General features: G+C 65.8%; 16 protein-coding genes and 1 tRNA gene. 8 read left to right on the top strand and 9 right to left on the bottom strand.

Annotated elements, in window-relative coordinates:
• Window positions 1–5: 5 nt before the first annotated feature.
• From ACQPZ2_RS10600 to ACQPZ2_RS10590, 3 genes are all read left to right on the top strand, one after another.
• The gene (locus ACQPZ2_RS10600) at window positions 6–863 is read left to right on the top strand and encodes an SDR family NAD(P)-dependent oxidoreductase (protein WP_433525377.1); all 858 of its coding nucleotides are present in this window, start codon (window positions 6–8) and stop codon (window positions 861–863) included.
• Between the two features lie 568 nt (window positions 864–1,431).
• Window positions 1,432–1,953 carry a DinB family protein gene (locus tag ACQPZ2_RS10595; protein ID WP_433525376.1) on the top strand — a complete coding sequence of 174 codons (522 nt, stop codon included), beginning with the start codon at window positions 1,432–1,434 and terminating at the stop codon, window positions 1,951–1,953.
• 186 nt (window positions 1,954–2,139) lie between these two features.
• A complete protein-coding gene (locus ACQPZ2_RS10590; RefSeq protein WP_433525375.1) occupies window positions 2,140–2,475 on the top strand; it encodes a hypothetical protein in 336 nt (111 codons plus the stop codon).
• A gap of 196 nt (window positions 2,476–2,671) precedes the next feature.
• Here the strand turns inward: ACQPZ2_RS10590 and ACQPZ2_RS10585 are convergent, their stop codons facing one another.
• Together ACQPZ2_RS10585 and ACQPZ2_RS10580 are read right to left on the bottom strand one after the other, a co-directional pair.
• Complete coding sequence (locus ACQPZ2_RS10585) at window positions 2,672–2,875, bottom strand: hypothetical protein (RefSeq protein ID WP_433525374.1); 204 nt, start codon at window positions 2,873–2,875, stop codon at window positions 2,672–2,674.
• Window positions 2,781–3,149, bottom strand: a complete 369-nt coding sequence (locus ACQPZ2_RS10580) for a LysR family transcriptional regulator (RefSeq protein WP_433525373.1) — start codon at window positions 3,147–3,149, stop codon at window positions 2,781–2,783. The genes ACQPZ2_RS10585 and ACQPZ2_RS10580 overlap by 95 nt, the downstream gene beginning before the upstream one ends.
• Before the next feature lie 82 nt (window positions 3,150–3,231).
• Here ACQPZ2_RS10580 and ACQPZ2_RS10575 point away from each other — a divergent pair, with 82 nt between their 5' ends.
• Window positions 3,232–4,071 carry an MBL fold metallo-hydrolase gene (locus tag ACQPZ2_RS10575; RefSeq protein WP_433525372.1) on the top strand — a complete coding sequence of 280 codons (840 nt, stop codon included), beginning with the start codon at window positions 3,232–3,234 and terminating at the stop codon, window positions 4,069–4,071.
• A 690-nt stretch (window positions 4,072–4,761) separates the two neighbouring features.
• Here ACQPZ2_RS10575 and ACQPZ2_RS10570 read toward each other — a convergent pair.
• A tRNA-Ala gene (locus ACQPZ2_RS10570) sits at window positions 4,762–4,834 on the bottom strand.
• A 122-nt stretch (window positions 4,835–4,956) separates the two neighbouring features.
• Here ACQPZ2_RS10570 and ACQPZ2_RS10565 point away from each other — a divergent pair.
• The 3 genes from ACQPZ2_RS10565 (at window position 4,957) to ACQPZ2_RS10555 (ending at window position 10,926) form a co-directional block, all read left to right on the top strand.
• On the top strand, window positions 4,957–6,471 hold the full coding sequence (locus tag ACQPZ2_RS10565; protein WP_433525371.1) for a DUF222 domain-containing protein: 1,515 nt from the start codon (window positions 4,957–4,959) through the stop codon (window positions 6,469–6,471).
• 1,758 nt (window positions 6,472–8,229) lie between these two features.
• The gene (locus tag ACQPZ2_RS10560) at window positions 8,230–8,562 is read left to right on the top strand and encodes a transglycosylase family protein (protein WP_063046924.1); all 333 of its coding nucleotides are present in this window, start codon (window positions 8,230–8,232) and stop codon (window positions 8,560–8,562) included.
• Between the two features lie 405 nt (window positions 8,563–8,967).
• The gene (locus ACQPZ2_RS10555; protein WP_433525370.1) at window positions 8,968–10,926 is read left to right on the top strand and encodes an MFS transporter; all 1,959 of its coding nucleotides are present in this window, start codon (window positions 8,968–8,970) and stop codon (window positions 10,924–10,926) included.
• A 36-nt stretch (window positions 10,927–10,962) separates the two neighbouring features.
• Here ACQPZ2_RS10555 and ACQPZ2_RS10550 read toward each other — a convergent pair whose 3' ends face one another.
• The 6 genes from ACQPZ2_RS10550 to crcB (ACQPZ2_RS10525) all read right to left on the bottom strand — a co-directional run bounded on the left by ACQPZ2_RS10550 (window position 10,963) and on the right by crcB (ACQPZ2_RS10525) (window position 16,226).
• Entirely contained in the window at window positions 10,963–11,700 is a 738-nt protein-coding gene (locus ACQPZ2_RS10550; protein ID WP_433525369.1) for a DsbA family protein, read from the bottom strand.
• A 120-nt stretch (window positions 11,701–11,820) separates the two neighbouring features.
• A complete protein-coding gene (locus ACQPZ2_RS10545; RefSeq protein WP_433525368.1) occupies window positions 11,821–13,218 on the bottom strand; it encodes an MFS transporter in 1,398 nt (465 codons plus the stop codon).
• A 94-nt stretch (window positions 13,219–13,312) separates the two neighbouring features.
• Window positions 13,313–14,953 (bottom strand): phosphoglucomutase (alpha-D-glucose-1,6-bisphosphate-dependent), encoded by a 1,641-nt coding sequence (pgm, locus tag ACQPZ2_RS10540; protein ID WP_063046921.1) that lies wholly within the window; start codon window positions 14,951–14,953, stop codon window positions 13,313–13,315.
• A gap of 47 nt (window positions 14,954–15,000) precedes the next feature.
• A complete protein-coding gene (crcB, locus tag ACQPZ2_RS10535) occupies window positions 15,001–15,363 on the bottom strand; it encodes a fluoride efflux transporter CrcB (RefSeq protein WP_433525367.1) in 363 nt (120 codons plus the stop codon).
• Window positions 15,360–15,734: a DUF190 domain-containing protein gene (locus ACQPZ2_RS10530; protein WP_433525366.1), complete on the bottom strand. Its 375-nt coding sequence runs from the start codon at window positions 15,732–15,734 to the stop codon at window positions 15,360–15,362. Before ACQPZ2_RS10530 ends, crcB (ACQPZ2_RS10535) begins: the two co-directional genes overlap by 4 nt.
• Before the next feature lie 33 nt (window positions 15,735–15,767).
• Complete coding sequence (gene crcB / locus ACQPZ2_RS10525) at window positions 15,768–16,226, bottom strand: fluoride efflux transporter CrcB (protein ID WP_433525365.1); 459 nt, start codon at window positions 16,224–16,226, stop codon at window positions 15,768–15,770.
• A gap of 201 nt (window positions 16,227–16,427) precedes the next feature.
• On the opposite strand from crcB (ACQPZ2_RS10525), the gene ACQPZ2_RS10520 reads away from it, so the two are divergent.
• The gene (locus ACQPZ2_RS10520; RefSeq protein ID WP_433525364.1) at window positions 16,428–17,672 is read left to right on the top strand and encodes a lipase family protein; all 1,245 of its coding nucleotides are present in this window, start codon (window positions 16,428–16,430) and stop codon (window positions 17,670–17,672) included.

The following is a 17,672-nucleotide window of genomic DNA, read 5'->3' as shown; positions in this document are numbered from 1 at the left end:
AGGCAATGAGCGACAAAGATATCGATCGCATGATCGATCGCACCGTGCTGATCACGGGCGCGACGGACGGGCTCGGTCGGGAACTCGCGGTGCGACTCGGGGCCGCAGGTGCCCGGTTGATTCTGCACGGCCGCAACGCCGATCGGGCCGCGGCGCTCGCAGCCGAGGTGACGGCCGCGAGCGGGCCCGCGCCGGAGATCATCCTGGCCGACCTGTCGCGGCTCGCGGAGGTGGACCGGCTGGCCGATGAGATCATCGCCCGCACTTCACGATTGGAGGTGCTGGTGAACAATGCCGGCACCGGCGGGCAGCCGAACGGGAGACGCGAACTCAGCGCCGACGGCAACGAATATCTGTGGGCGGTCAACCATCTAGCCCCGTATCGGCTGACGCGGCGGCTGCTTCCGCTGCTGAGGGCATCGGCTCCGGCGCGGGTGGTGAACGTGGCCTCCGCCGGGCAGCAGGAGATCGACTTCGACGATCCGAACCTGAAGCAAGGCTACGACGTGTACACCGCGTACTGCCGCGCCAAGCTGGCGATGATCATGGCGACCATCGAGTACGCCGAGAAACTCGACGGGACCGGCGTCACGGTGAACGCCCTGCACCCGGCCACACTCATGGCGACGACCATGGTGCTCGAGTCCGGGATCACGCCGATCAGCACGGTCGCCGAGGGCGCGGACGCCACTCTCCGGCTGATCTGCGATCCGGGCCTGGCGCAGACGACGGGCCGGTATTTCAACGGCACCAGCCAGAGCCGTCCGCACGCGCAGGCCGACGATCCGAAGGCGCGCCGTCGCCTGCTCGAAATCAGTGACACCGCAGTCGTTTCGGCGGTGGGCCGAAGTGGCGGGCCATGAGGTCGCGCGTCGCTCGATCAACGGAGCGCGGCTCTACCACGGCACGGTCCGGCCGTGCCGATCCAGAAACTGCAGGCCGGGTGCGCCGGCCTGCGTCTCGAGGACGTCCGCGACGGCCGGGATGCTCTCCTGCGGGGTAAGCGGCGCGTCGGGTCCGCCGAGCCGGGTCCGGTTGTGGCCGGGGTCGATGAGCAGTTTGGTGTGGCCGTCGCCCGCATTCCGGTCGTTCGGGCCAGTACTGCCGTGGCAAGCCGCAGCCGCCGCCTGTGTCCACCCGCAGGATAGAATTCGAGCAACGCCTGCGCGCGATGCAACAGGCCGGCGACATCCTCGACTCCCGCGACGCGCAGATCTTGCGACTCGAGGCCGACAACCATTCCGGACCCGGCCCTTGCCAGAATCGCCGCCCAGCACGAATTCCAGCGACTCCGCACCGCCGCATCTCTCGACTCCGACCTGCCACCTTCCCCGCAGAGCGTCATCGGCACACGCTGAAGGAGGCGGCAAAAGAACGAAACCACAAGTACGACAGGCAGATCCAACTCCAACCAACAGAATCGAGCCGACAATGGCATGGTCGATACCGCGAATCACCACCGGCACTGAACGCCGTTTGCTCGAGAGCATGCTCGACCGCAACCGAGCCGAATTGATCAACACAGTGGGCGGCCTGTCCGACGAAGAAGCCCGCCGCCGCCTCGTCGCGTCGATGACCACCCCGATCGGACTACTCAAGCACGCCGCGGTCGCCGAACGGATCTGGTTCCAGCACGTCCTGGCGGGCCTGCCCGAGAGCGAATGCGACGGCGGCACGACGCCGGGCGACGCCAGTTTCGTCATCGACGACAACGAGACCCTGGCCGAGGTGATCGCCGAATTCGAGCGCGCCAGCGAACGTTCCCGTGCGATCGCCGCCGAATTCGACCTCGACGACATCAGGACACACCCCCGCGTCGGCGACGTCAGCCTCCGATTCATCTATCTGCTCGCGATCGAGGACTTCGCACGTCACGCCGGCCACGGCGACATCCTCCGCGAGCAGATCGAACATCCCGCCGCGTCGGGCATCAATACCCCAGAACAGCACTAGCCGAGCGTCCCCTCAACCCGGTCGCGGTCGGCCAGTTATAGCCCGGGCATGTGTTGCTCGCCCTCCTTCAAACAATCCGCGCATCGGTCATACTGTTGACAGCCTTTGTCTCCCAACATATTTGATAAATGTCGAAGCGAAATCGATCAGTGTAGCCGCCCGGGCGGCGGCCGAGAGAGGGAAATCATGGGATTGCCAAGTGAATTCGGCAAGGTCGGCGGTGCGGGCATCGCGGCGCTCACACTGCTCGCGCTGCTGCCCGGTACCGCACAGGCGGCCATTGGCCGGGCCTCCTACGTCACTTCGGCGGGAAAGATCTTGTCGATCGAACGGCCGGAAAGCGGTGCCTGTATCCAATTGCAGGATGTCACAGTGCGTTTCGAGAACCGCACCAGCGACCGGGCCTACCTGTTCGGCGATTCCGCGTGCGGTGCGGGATCCGAGATCGAGGGTGTCGATCTCATCTGGAATGCTCCGGCCGGGGTGCAGGCCCTGTCCGTGCGCTTCGAGCCAACCGGGTAGCCCGCGACATCGACGCCGGAAAGACCCGAAAACCGCTCTCCCGCATTGAGTTGCGCGGCGACGGCGCCGTGTTCGCCAGGCGACGGTGAGCACGATCTCGCCTTGCATACGCCCTCGCGCGCCGCCCTGGCGTCTGCGCGGGAACGTGCTGCCGATCGCAACGCGCACCTTGCCCGCGTCGAGCAACCAACCCCATTCAGCGAGCCGTGCACCGCTCGAACGGACCTGGGCGCCCGAGAGCGTGACGCCCAGCTATATCGGCCATGCCTGATCGCAAACCCGCTGTCGGATCGGCGAAGTCGGCCTCATGGATTCGGATCTCGACTCCCGGGTGCCGCCGTCGGAACACGGTTGACAGCGCGACGCCGACCTGCTCGGCGCTGTCTGCGAGGGAGCCCACCCGCAGCACCGACGCTCCTGCGCCCGCGGACGCGCGGGCGCGCGCGATCGGCCTGCGCGAGCAGGGCACGCGCGTCCTTGTACAGCAACTCGCCCAAGGGTGTGAGGGCTACGCCGTTCGGAGATCTCCGCAGCAGCTCACAACCCAGTTCCTGCTCGAGTTGACGAATGGCACGGCTCAGCGGGGGCTGGGTCGTGCGCCGGCGGTCGGCGGCGCGGCCGAAATGCAACTCCTCCGCCACCACCACGAAATACCGCAGCGTTCTCAGTTCCATCACCTGTGACGATACCTTCGCGGTATCGGGCGAGACCAAACGGTCTTGGACGACCGATGAGCACCTGGTCCAGGCTGAAATCATGTCACTTCTTCCTCAGCCGTCGACTTGGTCCGGGCCGCTGCCCGAGGCGTCGCCGCCCTCGGACATGGCCGTATATCAACTCCCGACCGGGACCTACGAGACCAGGGCCGCCTTCGCATTCAAGGGCGGGTCTTTTCGCGACAAGCGCCGTTTCGCCGCGACTGCGGTCCTGGTGAGACACCCCAATGGCGACCTGTTGATCGACGCGGGGTTCGGCTCCGACCTCGAGACGCACATCCGATCCCTGCCGCGGATGCAGCGTGCGCCGCACCAGCTGACCAGTACCGTCAGCGAACAACTCGAATCGAGCGGGTACGACCAGGACCGCCTTGCCGGCGTCCTGGTGACGCACGCTCACTGGGATCATGTCAGTGGTATCGGTGACCTTCAGGCCCCGATCTGGATCAACGAGGGCGAGCTGCAGTACGCGAGAAATGCGCGTGGCGCACAAGTGTTCCGCGACGTCTCGGCAGGTCACGAGATTCACGAATACGGGTTCGACGGCCCCTCCTATCTCGGCTTCCCGTCGAGTTTCGACGTGCACGGCGACGGCTCGGTGGTCGTCGCCCTCGCCGGAGGACACACGAACGGCTCGGTGGTCGTCTTCGTCACTGAGCCGACGGGTAAGCGATACGCCTTCATCGGAGACCTGACCTGGCAACTCGACGGCATCCGCCGGCGCGTCGAGCGGCCGTTATTGATGCGCGCGCTCGCCGACACCGATCCCAAGAGGGTGCGCGAGAGTTTGCTTCGCGTGGTCGCAGTGGCCGGCGCCGTGCAGGTGGTCCCGGCCCACGACGTCACCGCCTATGACGGGATCCCGCTGCTACCGGTCTAGCGATCGCGGCTCAACACCCCAGGGTTTCCCGTGCGATCGCACTCATGTCTTCGGCCCAGTGACCGATCAAGCAGAACTGATCCCGTGAAAGGAGTAGCAGCCGTGACCGAATTGGTGACGTCTGACTGTGCCGCGCCCGAGGTGTCTGCGTGCCGATCGACGAGGCTGCCTCAGCGATCGAGACAACTGCGTTGCAGAGGTGGAGCACCTGGCAGGGCTCTGACTCCTCGATGGTGGCCGAACGTTTGTTCGGGTCCATCCCGATGATGACCGTCACCGGCATCCTTCCTGAATCCGAACGAATAACAGGTGTCCGTGCAGGAAGGCACCGCTACTTCGAGCCAGGGCAGACCCCTTTCCAGCCACGCCCGCATGGCAGCCCGGTGGGACGCAAGCCATTAGTGAGTCACACCGAAACCAGACCGGAGGGCAGCCGCTGAGGGAGCCTCCCACCGGGTACCTGGGCTCGATCCTGGCCAGGATCAAGCCCAACCACCAGTCTCGAGTAGCCGCATATCGGGCGCACCGAAACTCGGCTATGCGCTTTCGGATGCCCTGGATCACCACACCCACCGGGCCATCCGAAGAATCCGATACAAGTCAGAATGCAAACCGTGGGGTTTCCGTGGGGTTGGGCCAAACAAAACAGGTCAGGCCCGGCTAAAAACCGAGCCTGACCTGCTATTTCTGTGGAGCTAAGGGGACTCGAACCCCTGACCCCCACACTGCCAGTGTGGTGCGCTACCAGCTGCGCCATAGCCCCGAGTGGGTCGCTGTCGGGTTTCCCTGACTGCCTGAACGAAGTTACACCACTGGCGTGTCGGCAACCAAATCGCCTTGATTCAGGGGTGGCGGAGTGGATTGATCGATCATAGAATCGAACATATGTTCGATGGCGATGATCTCGCATCCGTGGAATTCGGGGCCATGACCGACGAGGGGCTGATCGAGGCCCTGCGGGCGGCGCACGGGCGGGCGGCGATGGCGCAGGCCGCCGAGGTGTTCGCGGTGCGGGAGTTGTATCGACGGCATCGGGCCGAGAGTGCGGAGCCGGGGCCGGGCGGAGTGCGGGCCGGCGAGTTCGCCGCCAGCGAGGCCGCGGTGGCATTGCAGGTCGACGAGGGGACGGCGGGGGCATTGATCGATATCGGTCTGGCACTGGAGGATTCGCTGCCGCGTACGCGGGCGGCTTTCGCGGCGGGACGGATCGATCTGGCCAAGGTGCGGGTCATCGTGGACAGCACCCGAGCGGTGGCCAGGGAGGTACTGGACGCGCTGGAGCCGCGACTGCTCGAGGCGGCGGGACGAAACAATCCGGTGCGGCTGCGGCAGGCGGCCCGGCGATGGGCGGCGCGGCTGGATCCCGGCGGTACGCAGCGCCGGCGGGAACTGCGGCAGGACGAGCGCGACGTTCGGCTGCGAGCGGTGCAAGACAGTATGGCGGTATTCGACGGACTACTGCCCGCGCCGGGGGCGCAGACAGTGGCGATGCGACTGCGCGAGATGAGTACGCAGGTGTGCGCATCGGATCCGCGGAGTATGCCGCAGCGACGGGCGGACGCTCTGGTGGCGCTCGCGGATGGTTCCGGACGGTTGAAATGCCAATGCGGACGCGGTGAGCGTTGTCCGAAGTTCGGTGCGCCGATCGAACAGCCGCGCAGACCATTGATCCAGATCGGGATTGCGGCGGACACGCTGCTCGGGACCAAGGAGGCACCGGCATTTCTGGCGGGGTACGGGCCGATCGACGCGGCGCTGGCCCGGATTCTCGCCGAACACGCGCGCTTCCAGGTCATACCGGAACACTCGGACGCCGACGATGAGGCGACCGTTGTCGATGAGACGATGCGGTGGCGGCCATCGCCGCGACTGGAGCGCGAGGTGCGGGCGGTGGACGGCATGTGCCGCTTTCCCGGATGCGTCATGCCCGCCGCCGAATCCGAACTGGACCACAATCACCCCTTCGACCACCAGCGCCCGGAGCGTGGCGGACGCACCATCCGCACCCATCTGGCCACACTCTGCACGAGGCACCATCGCCTGAAATCGTTGGCGGACAATAAAAGACTCCCCTGGCACATCTGGCGCGCCGATCCGGATCGCCTCCGATGGACCGTGCCGACCGGCGATATCCACACCACGATCCGCGAGGGCGCGCGATACCTATTTCCGCGAACCGACACCGATGCCCCCGTTGCCCCGTACACCGGCCACCACAGATCCGAATCGCCCGAAACTCCTCCCGCAATCCCCATCCATCCCGCCGACCGGCCAACCGCCGAAGACATCGCCTACCCACTCGACGGCTACATAGTCGTCCACGGCCAACTCCGGCGAATCCGCCCCGAAGACGAGATCCCAGACGACCACCCTCAGCCAGCCCGGTTTCCCACCCCCTGAGTGGGCCATCCACTCCGAACGAAACACCAAAGCTGGTTAGTGCCAATCCATTTCGAGCGGCACACCGGGCGGCCCGCGTGCCGATCCACCCCGAGCGGGTCGCAAGGCCGTCCGGATACCGCTCCATTCCGAGCAGAGCATGGGCTGCCCAGATGCCCGATCCACTCCGAGCAGCTCACACGTTTGTCCGATTGCCTGATCCACTGAGTGCCGCCCGTGGGCTGACCGGGCAACTCCGCTCCGACGGGTCACCAAGGCTGTCGAGTGCCGAACCATTTCGGGCGGCGCACAGGGCGGCCCCGCGGCCGATCCACGCTGAGCAGGGTCGCAAGGCCGCCCGCATACCGATCCACTCCGAGCAACTGACACGGTTGTCCAGGCACCTGATCCACCGAGTGCCTCCCGCGGGCTGACCGGGCATTCGCTCCGAGCGCGACGCCAAGGCCGTCAAGTGCCGAACCATTTCGAGCGGCCCACATGGCGGCCCCGCGGCCGATCCACGCCGATCAGGGTCGCAAGGCCGCCCGTATACCGCTCCGCGCCGAGCTGCTCGAAGGGCCGACCAGATGCCCGATCCACTCCGAGCACATCGCAAGGCGCACCGGATACTCGATCCGCTCCGAGCAACTCGCAGGGCCGACCAGCACTTGATCTACTCAAAGCAGCCGACACGTTGGTCCGGGTACCTGATCCACTAGGTGCCGACCGCAGGGCTGACCGGGCATTCGCTCCGAGCGCGACGCCAAGGCCGTCGAGTGCCGATTCAGTTCGAGCGGCCCACAGGGCGGCCCCGCGGCCGATCCACGCTGAGCAGGGTCGCAAGGCTGTCCGGATACCGCTCCACTCCGAACTGCTCACCGGGCAGACCACATGCACTCCGAGCAGATCGCAAGGCTGCCCAGCTGTCCGCTCCGCAAGCCGCTCGCAGGGCGGCCGGATACCCCGATCCAAGCGACTCACAGAGCCCTCCCCCGCCCCAAAGCTGGCGTTGACGCGCGGCAAGTGACCGCAACCGCGCTCGGCAGCGCTCATACCACGTCGCCGTGCGCTTACATTCCGCCGTTCACGACCACACATTGCCGTTGGGGGACCCGCATATCGCCGTACATGACCGCATATATCCGATTGAACGTGTGCCGTCGCCGAGAGCTATGCGCCGTCGGCATCACTCAGACATGCGAGACACCGCCGAAGCCCGCCTGGCGACGTGCTGTGTGCCCAGACCGACGTCGGCAACCCCGGGAAAAGCCCCACACGAGCGACACCCGAAATGCCGACGTGCCGCATCGCTCCGATTCGTTGAAGCTCGAATAGGGGTAGAGCAGGATTCACAAGCACCCCAGCGGATAACAATTTCACCATCCGTACCGCATGGGACGCGCACCGAACTGGCGACGCAACCGGACATACCTCGCAGGTTCCAGCGCTCGAACGCGATCCGGATCACGATTTCGTAGTGATCCCGAACACATAACGTAACTATCACGAACGATCGTATATATACATTTTTACGCATTCGAACTGCACGAATGCCGATAATCCGAAGTTGCGGTCGAGGCAATTCGGACGTTATCCCAACGTGATCTGTCGCGAATTCTTCGCTAGCGTCGTCGGCAGCCCGGATCAACGCGACGGGCTCGAACTCGAATCGCTGAACGCCGGTAACCCTGCCCCGCGGTTTCGAGGGTCCCCGACACCGCTGGGGGCAGGGACACGGCGGAAGTCCGCCGGGCCGAGCGGGCGCAGCCAGGAATCCACATGACTCAGAACCGCAAGCTCACCCGTGCCCTTGGTCTCGCCGCCGTCGCCGGTGCTATCGCCGCAGTTCCGTTCGGCCTGTCCACCGCCACCGCATCGGCCTCCGGCCACAACTGGGACGCCGTCGCGCAGTGCGAGAGCAGCGGCAATTGGAACACCGATACCGGTAACGGCTTCTCCGGCGGCCTGCAGTTCACGCAGAGCACCTGGGCCGCCAACGGCGGCTCCGGCAGCCCGAGCGGAGCGAGCCGCGAGGAGCAGATCCGCGTCGCGGAGAATGTGCTCGCCACCCAGGGCCCGGGCGCCTGGCCCGTGTGCGGCGCTTACCTGTAAGCCCGAATAGACCTGACGGGGTCCGTGCCATCGGCACGGGCCCCGTTGTCGTCAGTACGGTCGAGACATCAAAACGAAATCGCCGGTGCCGGAATTATTTCCGGCAACCAGGTGAGCAACTACTGCACAATTCAACCGAACCGCACGCTCCACATCGGGATCGAAAACCCCTCCGCGGCGGCAGAATTCGTAACTCTCACCCCAGCTCGAGATGCCTGCGACGTCAACCGAGAGTCCCACTCATCGGTACCGACTATTTCAATTCCGCAAATCGAGCGTTCTCATGGTCCGAAACACCTGCGGGGAGTGATTCATCTCACTACCCTGTGTCCACCCGGTAACTCGTCCTGATCCACGCACGGTTCAGGTCTTTACGAATGCCGTGGCTAGAAAGGCATCTCGACCATGAGCTCGACCCAGACCGCAGATCCGCCGACCCTGCTCACAGGGCTGTGGCAGCGCAAGCTGCCGCACTATCCCGATACACCCGCCCGCTCCTGGTATCTGGCCGTCGTGGTCATCGCCTCGATCGCGCTCTACTACCAATTGTTCGTCACCGGCGCCGTCGGCAATGAACTCATCGGGTACTTCGACCTGTCCTTCGCCTACTTCGTCTGGATCTTCATCATCGGCGCCGCCTTCGGTGCGGTGGCCTCGGTGCTCGCGGGCGTGCTGGATCGATGGGGCCGGGCCAATATCGTCGCCTACGGCGTGGTGATCTGCTCGCTGCTGACGCTGTTCGCGGTGCCCGCGACGACCACCAAGGAGCAGTACCTTTTCGTGTACTGCCTGGTGAGCATTGTCGAAGGCGCGGTGCTGGTGGCCACACCGGCACTGATCCGCGACTTCTCCCCGCAGCTGGACCGGGCATCGGCGATGGGCTTCTGGACGCTGGGTCCGGTCATCGGCGCCCTGGTCACCACGCAGATCTCCACCCACACGCTCGACGCGCATCCGGACTGGCAATACCACTACCGGCTGTGTGGTGTGATCAGCCTCGTCATCGCGGTGGTCGCGGTGATCGGATTGCGTGAGCTCAGTCCGCAACTGCGCGACCAGATCATGGTGACATTGCGCGACCGTGCGCTGATCGAGGCCCGGGCCCGCGGGTTGGATGTCAAGGAACTCGAGCAGGGTGTGTGGCGACAGATGTTGCGCCCCAATATCATCGGCTCGGCGTTGGCGATCAGCCTTTTCCTCGCCTTCTTCTACACCATCGTGTCGTTCCTACCGGTGTATATGGCGACGAACTTCGGTTTCAGTCCGGCCAAGGCCAATGCACTCGGCAACTGGTACTGGGCCGCCAATGCGATAGCGCTGGTGCTGGCAGGCATCGTGTCGGACAGACTCAAGGTGCGCAAGCCGTTCATGATCGTCGGCGCGCTCATCAGCATCGTCGGCATGTACCTGTTCATCGGCTACACCGATCAGCCGGATACCGATTACTACTCGTTCGCAACGGTTTTCGTGGTGATCGCGGTCGGCACCGGAATCGCCTATTCCACCTGGATGGCGAGCTTCACCGAGACGGTCGAGGCCCGTAATCCGGCCGCGACCGCGGTGGGGCTCGCGGTGTGGGGCGGCACGCTGCGCAGCGTCGTCACCGTGGTGCTGTTCGGATTGCTGATCGTGGTGAACGCGGCCGGTCCGCTGGTCAATTACGGACCACGGCTGTCGGAGATCGCGCACAAATACGCCCAGCAGCTCGCGACCATTCAGACGGTCGGCACGGAAACCCTTGCGGCACTGCAGCAGAACCCCAATGATCAGGTCGCACAGGTCACCGCGCTGACCAAACTGACCGGCGCGTCACCGGCCGATATCCAGACGACCGTCGGCCTCAACACCCGCTACCCGCAGGAATTGGCGACGCTGCAGGCGATCGATTCGGCGACACTGGCCACGCTGACCACGAATCCGGCCGATGCGAACGCGGGTCTGGCGGCGGTCGGACAGGTCGCGAAGAAGTTCGGCATTCCGGTGGATCAGGCGATCGCGCGGCTGCAAGCCGTGCAGCAGATTCCGGCCGCCGACCTCGCGGTGGCGGCGACCGTCGGCCCCAAATTGGCGCAGGCGAGTACACAACTGCAGTCGGTAGGCACGATTCCGGCCGATGATCAGGCCTATCTGGCCGCACACGCCAAGGAAGTGCAGCAGGCGCAAGCCGATTCGCCGAAGCAGTGGGAACGCTGGTGGTGGATCTGCCTTGCCGCACAGGTCGTGTTCCTGCCGTTCGTCTTCCTGATGGCCGGACACTGGAGCCCGAAGAAGGCGGCCGCCGAGGCCAAGGCGCACGACGAACTCGTCGAGCGCGAACTGGCCGCGATCGCGGAGGAAGAGCCGGAACCGGAACCCGCCGGTTAGCGGCGTCGTGCCGGGCGGTACCGCCGCCCGGCACGATCACTTGGTCAGGTCGACGACCCATTCGTGGTTGTTCACGTCGATCTTGTTCTTGCCGTCGAAGACCGCGGGCGTGGCGACCTCGCCATTGGCATCGGTCAGCGCGGCGCGTGCCATCTGCGCGTGGATCTTCGCCGCGTCGAGTTTCGTCCCGGAGCTGATGCACTGCACCGCCTCCAGCGAGGCGCCCGATTCCTTGGCGACATTCGCGAGATCGTCATTGCTGAGATCCGCGCCGCCTTCGTCCGGCTGCTTCGAGGTGAACAGCAGCGCGTGGAATTTCGAATACACCGGACCCGAACCGGTATCGGCGACACATTCGTTCGCGGCGACCGCGCGGGTCGAATAATCCTTGCTCTTCGACTTCGGGTCGAGGAAGGTCACGAGGTGGTAGCGGACCGCGAGTTTGCCCTCGTCCATCTGCTGCGCGATCTCCTGACCGTAGAGTCGCTCCAGCGCGCCGCAGGACGGGCAGAGCGGATCCTCGTACACATCGATGGTCTTCGCCGCGTCCGGGCGACCGAGCAGAATCGTGCCGTTGTTCTGGTCCAGGACCGCGCGCACGTCCGCGCTGTGCACCGATCCATAGCCGTCATTGCGGATCGTCGCGTCGTCGCGCCCCCACCGGAAAGCGAGGATCACGATCAACACGATGAGCGCGAGCGCCACGCCACCCAGGGCATATGTGGTCGCACTGGACATCGGCCGCGGCGTGTACTTCGATCCCGATTCGCTCACCCCGAACACTCTGCCCCAACCACACCCCACCCCATGCACGGGGTGCTTGATCACCATGCATTGATGCAGTCAAACGTTGAGAGCGACCCTCCCGGGTTACATGGTGATCAGACGTCCAGATCAGTGGGAGGCGTAGTTGTTGTCCTGGGAGTCGGGGGCATCGACGAGACGTTCGGCGCCGTCGGGGCCGTAGGTGTAGGCGGGCGGGCTGTCCGCGATCGCTTCCACTTTCGATTCCACACCGCGTCGGTGCAGTGGTTCCGGGACGAGTGTCCAGATGGCGGCTGCGACGGCGAGAAGTGCGCCGGTCAGGGCGAGGGCGAGGCCGTAGGAGAAGTGCTGGGCAACGGCGCCCACCGCGACCGGGCCGATGACGGTGCCCAGGTCGGCCGCCATTTGGAAGCCCGCCAGCACCGGGCCGCCGCGGGCCTTCGGTCCGATGACGTCCGCGACCGCCGCCTGCTGGGCGGGGGTGAACATGCCCGAGCCCAGACCGGCCACGAATGAGGTCACCAGCAGCCAGGGCAGGTTCGTCGCGAGACCGAGTCCGGCTGTTCCGGCCGCACAGATCAGGGATCCGACGATCAGGAAGGGTTTGCGCCCGAAGCGGTCCGAGAGCCTGCCGGATGCGAAAAGCACCGCCACATTGCCCGCGGCGAACACCGTCAGCGTGACACCGGCCATACCCGGTTGCTGATGCAGCACCTCGACAACGAGCAGCGGCACCAATGCCATCCGCACGCCGAATACCGCCGCGCCATTGGCGAAATTCGACAGCAGTACCGCCCGATACTCCGACCGTGCCAGTCCCTCCCGGAACGACATCAGCCGCAGCCCGCCCACCGGTTCCGGTGCGGCCAGGGTCGAATGCCGCAGGTTCACGTAGACCACCGCGGTAGCGAGCAGCAGCGCCGCCGCGTAGATCAGGAACGGCGCCCGCAATCCGAGCCCCGCGAGCGCACCACCGACCAGCGGCCCGCTCACGGATCCGATCAGAAAACTCGTCGACCACAGCCCGGACACCCGCCCGCGCTGCGCGGGCGGCGACATCCGGATCACCAGTGCCAGCGACGACACCGTGAACATGGTCGACCCGACCCCACCCGCCGACCGCAAAACAAGCAGCTGCCAATAACTCTGGGCGAACGCGCTGGCTCCGGTCGACACAGCGACGATCAACAAGCCCCCGAGATACACCGACCGCTCCCCCAGCCGCTGCACCAACCGCCCACTGACCGGCGCGAACAACAGCCGCATCAACGCAAACGCACTGACAATCGCCGAAGCCGCGGCAACCCCAACCCCGAACCCCCGCGCAAACTGCGGCAACACCGGCGCCACCAGACCGAACCCGACGGCGATAACAAACGAAGCCCCGACCAACACCCAAATCTCAACCGGCAAAGCCCTGGACGCCGCCCCACTCCATCCAGCAGCTACCTCGCCCTGCCCCTCGACCACACCCGAGGCCCCATCGGTACCTGGCGCCACCGTCGTCTCTGCCGAGCTCCCCTCCATCGCCGACCCCGCAGGCATTCCCGCCCAGGACGCGCCCGCCTCTCCCGCTGAAGCTCTCGAACCCAGCGACTCCGACGACCCCGCAGTCGATCTATCACTCACCGGACAGCGCCTGCCCGACCACTTCTTCCGCGGCCGCTTGGACCTGGGTCAGGTGTTCGGGGCCCTGGAAGGACTCCGCGTAGATCTTGTACTTGTCTTCGGTGCCGGAGGGGCGGGCGGCGAACCAGGCGTTTTCGGTGGTGACCTTCAAGCCGCCGAGGGGGGCGCCGTTGCCACGGGCTCGGGTGAGGACCGCGGTGATCGGCTCACCGGCGATCTCCTTTGTGGTGATCATGTCCGGTGTCAACTTCCCGAGCAGTGCTTTCTGTTCCGGAGTCGCGGCGGCGTCGATGCGGGCATAGGCCGGACTGCCGTAGCGCTTCTCGAGTTCGACATAGCGCGCGGACGGGCTCTGGCCGGTGACCGCGGCGATCTCGGTGGCCAGCAGGGCGAGCAGGATGCCGTCCTTATCGGTGGTCCACACGGTGCCGTCCATCCGCAGGAACGATGCGCCCGCGCTCTCCTCGCCGCCGAAAGCCAGACTGCCGCTGAACAATCCGGGCACGAAGAATTTGAAGCCGACCGGCACCTCGTACACATCGCGCCCGAGCACGCTCACCACCCGGTCGATCATCGACGAACTCACCGCCGTCTTGCCGATCTTGGTGAGCGCATCCCAGCCCATCCGGTTCGCGACCAGATATTCGATGGCGACCGCGAGGAAGTGGTTCGGATTCATCAGTCCGCCATCGGGTGTGACGATGCCGTGCCGATCCGCGTCGGCGTCGTTGCCGGTGGAGATGTCGTAGTCGTCCTTGATGGCGATCAGCGAGGCCATCGCATAGCGCGAGGACGGATCCATCCGAATCTTGCCGTCGGAGTCCAGCGTCATGAACCGCCAGGTCGGATCGACGAACGGGTTGACGACCTCGAGTTCGAGGTCGTAGCGCTGCCCGATCTCCTCCCAGTAGTCGACGCTGGCCCCACCCATCGGATCTGCGCCGAGCCGGATCCCGGCGCCGCGAATGGCGTCCAGGTTCAACACATTCGGCAGATCCGCGATGTAGTGGTCGAGGTAGTCGTAGCGCTCGACGCAGTTCTCCAGCGCATGCCGCAGTGTGGTCCGCCGCACCCCGGCCAAGCCGTTGCGCAACAGTTCGTTGGCGCGGTTGGCGATGGCGTCGGTGGCCTTGGTATCGGCCGGACCGCCGTGCGGCGGGTTGTATTTGAAGCCGCCGTCGCGCGGCGGATTGTGCGACGGCGTGACGACGATGCCATCGGCCTGATGCTTTGCCCCACCGCGGTTGTGCCGCAACACCGCATGACTCAGCGCGGGCGTCGGGGTGTAGCGATCGCGGGCGTCGATCATCGCGGTCACATCGTTGGCGGCGAGCACCTCGAGTGCGGTGGTCCACGCGGGTTCGGACAGTGCGTGGGTATCACGGGCCAGATAGACCGGACCGGTAATCCCCCGCGTGGCACGGTATTCCACGATCGACTGGGTGATGGCCAGGATGTGCGCCTCGTTGAACGCGGTGTCCAGACTGGAGCCCCGATGCCCCGAGGTGCCGAACGCCACCTGCTGCGCGGGCTCGGCCGGATCCGGGATGCGGCTGTAGTACGCCGTCACCAGACGTGCGATGTCCTCCAGGTCGGTGGGACGCGCGGGTCGCCCGGCTCGATCATGGGCCATGCTCGGGTCTCCCTTCCGTGTCGGCTGCGCCCGGCTCGTCATCAAAATCATGTCCACAACCACTGGGTCGTGGCCGCGGCGGCGAACACCGCGGTCAAACTGGTCACGACGCTGAGCACCACATTGCCCACCGCATAGGCGTAGGCGCCCTCGGCCGCGAGCCTGATCGTCTCGTAGCCGAAGGTGCTGAATGTGGTCAGCGCACCGCAGAAACCTGTTCCCGCGGCGGCCAGCAGCCAGTGGTTCGCGCCGGCGCCGATCAGTCCACCGAGCAACGCCGAACCGACAATGTTAACGGTCAATGTGCCCAGCGGCAGCAGAGATTCGAATCGCGCGGCTACCGCACGGTCGATGAGATATCGCGCAGGCGCACCGATCATGCCGCCGACCAGGACGAGCACCACCATCATCGGGCGCCCCCTGGACTCGGCTGCCAAGTCTCGACCTCGGACAATGCGACGTTCACCGCGGCGAGCAGCTCGGAATTCTGTTCGACGAAGGCGCGCAACCGCTCGGCCTCGTCGATGATCATCACGAGCACCGGTAGGTGTTCGGCCAGATCGAGGATCCGACTGGTGTGGATGCGCGAGGACGAGCCGTAACCCTCCACGCCGCGCCACACACTGGCGCCGGCCAGTCCGGTGTCACGGGCGCGGCGCACGATCTCGTGGTACAGGGGCCCGTGCCGCCAGTTGTCGTCCTCGTCGAGCAGCACCGTCAGCCGCGCCGCCGACAGCCACTGTCCCGCCGCCGGACCAGTGCCCGTCGGTGAATCATTCATCGCCTGACCCCCTTCCGTCGCGCTCTCCACTATTCAACTCGTCCGTCGTGCAATACCAGTAGCCCACCGCGCCGAAAACATGCCGAGCACGACCGCCCCCAGGCCCGCCACCACCGTCCCCCCGAGATAGCCGAACGCCTCGACCGCCGCACCCGATTCGAGCAGTCTACGAACCTCGAGGCTGTAGGTGGAAAAAGTGGTGAAGCCGCCGAGCACACCGATGCCGAGAAATGGGCGGAGCAGTCTGTGGGCTACCCATACTTCGGTGATCAGAACCATCAGAATTCCGATCGCAAAGCATCCCACGACATTGATCGTGAACGTCGACCAGGGGACCTGATGCGGTTGCGCAGGCCACCACACGCCGATGCCGTAGCGCGCCAGCGCGCCGAGTCCACCGCCGAGCGAGATCACCACCAGCACCGACGGCTCGACGGCAGGGGTACGGGCCCGCTGACCCATGCGCTGACCTCCTGCCGAGCCGAATGTCACCGGCGCAATGCTAACGGTCGGGTCGGCGGGCCCGAACATCCGGGACGGCGGCACCCACCATGACCAGCGTCGTTCGTTGACACGGCGGCACCGAGAACGTACGAATGCCTGGAAGGTTTGGCCGAAGTTCCCACCCACCCCTACGGACACAGGTCGGGAGCGATGATGGCGGCACGATCGGCGATACCCGAAGCGCCTAGGATGACGGCGAAAAGCGGGCGCCAGCAACTGTTCGGCAGATCGATTCGTGGCGAATGGGTTTCGATCCGGCGACTCGCAATCGCGGCGTTGGCGGCCGTGCTGGCCGGACTCGGCTACGCACCGCCCGCCCTGGCACAGCCGATCTATCCGATTCCGGAGCCGGACGGTTTCTATTGGGCGCCACCGGATGTGGGCAACTTCCAGCCCGGCGATGTGATCCGCAGTCGGCCGGTGAACGCGGTGGGCTTTCCCGGCGCGACGGCATGGCAGTTGCTGTACCGGTCGACAGATTCGGCGGGCGGCCCCATCGCGGCCGTGACCACCCTGCTGCTGCCGGTGGGCGGTGGACTCAACCGGCCGCTGGTCTCGTATCAGCCGTTCATCAATTCGCTCGGCCTGCAGTGCGCGCCGTCGCACAGCCTCTTCGACGGCGGCATGCAGGAGGCGCCCGTGCTGAATCTGCTGCTGGCTCGCGGCTGGGCGGTCACGGTTCCGGACCACCTCGGGCCGACCAGCGCCTATGGCGCCGCCCGCCTGGGCGGTCGGCTCACCCTGGACGGGATACGAGCGGTAAAGCGTTTCGCGCCAGCCGATCTCATGGCTGGTCCGGTCGGCATGACCGGATACTCGGGCGGCGCCATGGCGACCGGATTCGCGGCGGCAATGGCACCGGAGTATGCGCCGGAGCTGCCGATCGTCGGGGTCGCGCAGGGCGGGGTTCCGGTAAACCTCGGCAAGCTGGCCCGCGAGGCCGGTGCGCGGCCGAACCCGCTGTTCGGCCTCGGATTCGCGGCGACGATCGGTCTGGAGCGCGAATATCCGGCCCAGCTGTCGATGGAGCGGTTCCTCAATCCCGAGGGTTGGGCACTGCGCAACCAGGTCGCCAATGCCTGCACCTCCGAAATCATCGCTGCGGGCGCGAACAAGGACTTCGACGATGTCTTCAACGGCTCGATGTTCGACGCCGGCGACACCACGATCCGGGTCATGGACGAGAACAGCCTGGAGACATATCCCGGTGTACCACGCGCCGCGATCTACGAATGGCATGGCGCCAACGATCAGCAGGTCGATCCGTGGCTGGCCCGCGAGGTGGTTGGCCGCTATTGCGCGGCGGGCACGCCGGTGTTGTTCGACCTGATTCCGGGCACCGACCACACTTCGGCGTTATTCGCCGGTGCGCCACTGGCATTCGCCTACCTGTCCGACCGGTTCGCGGGACTGCCCGCGCCCAGCAACTGCTGA

Origin of the sequence: Nocardia pseudovaccinii, assembly GCF_050942345.1 — a bacterium.
Taxonomy (GTDB): domain Bacteria; phylum Actinomycetota; class Actinomycetes; order Mycobacteriales; family Mycobacteriaceae; genus Nocardia; species Nocardia pseudovaccinii.
The sequence above is the reverse complement of the archived record's forward strand: the minus strand, read 5'-3'. Positions and strand labels throughout refer to the sequence as shown.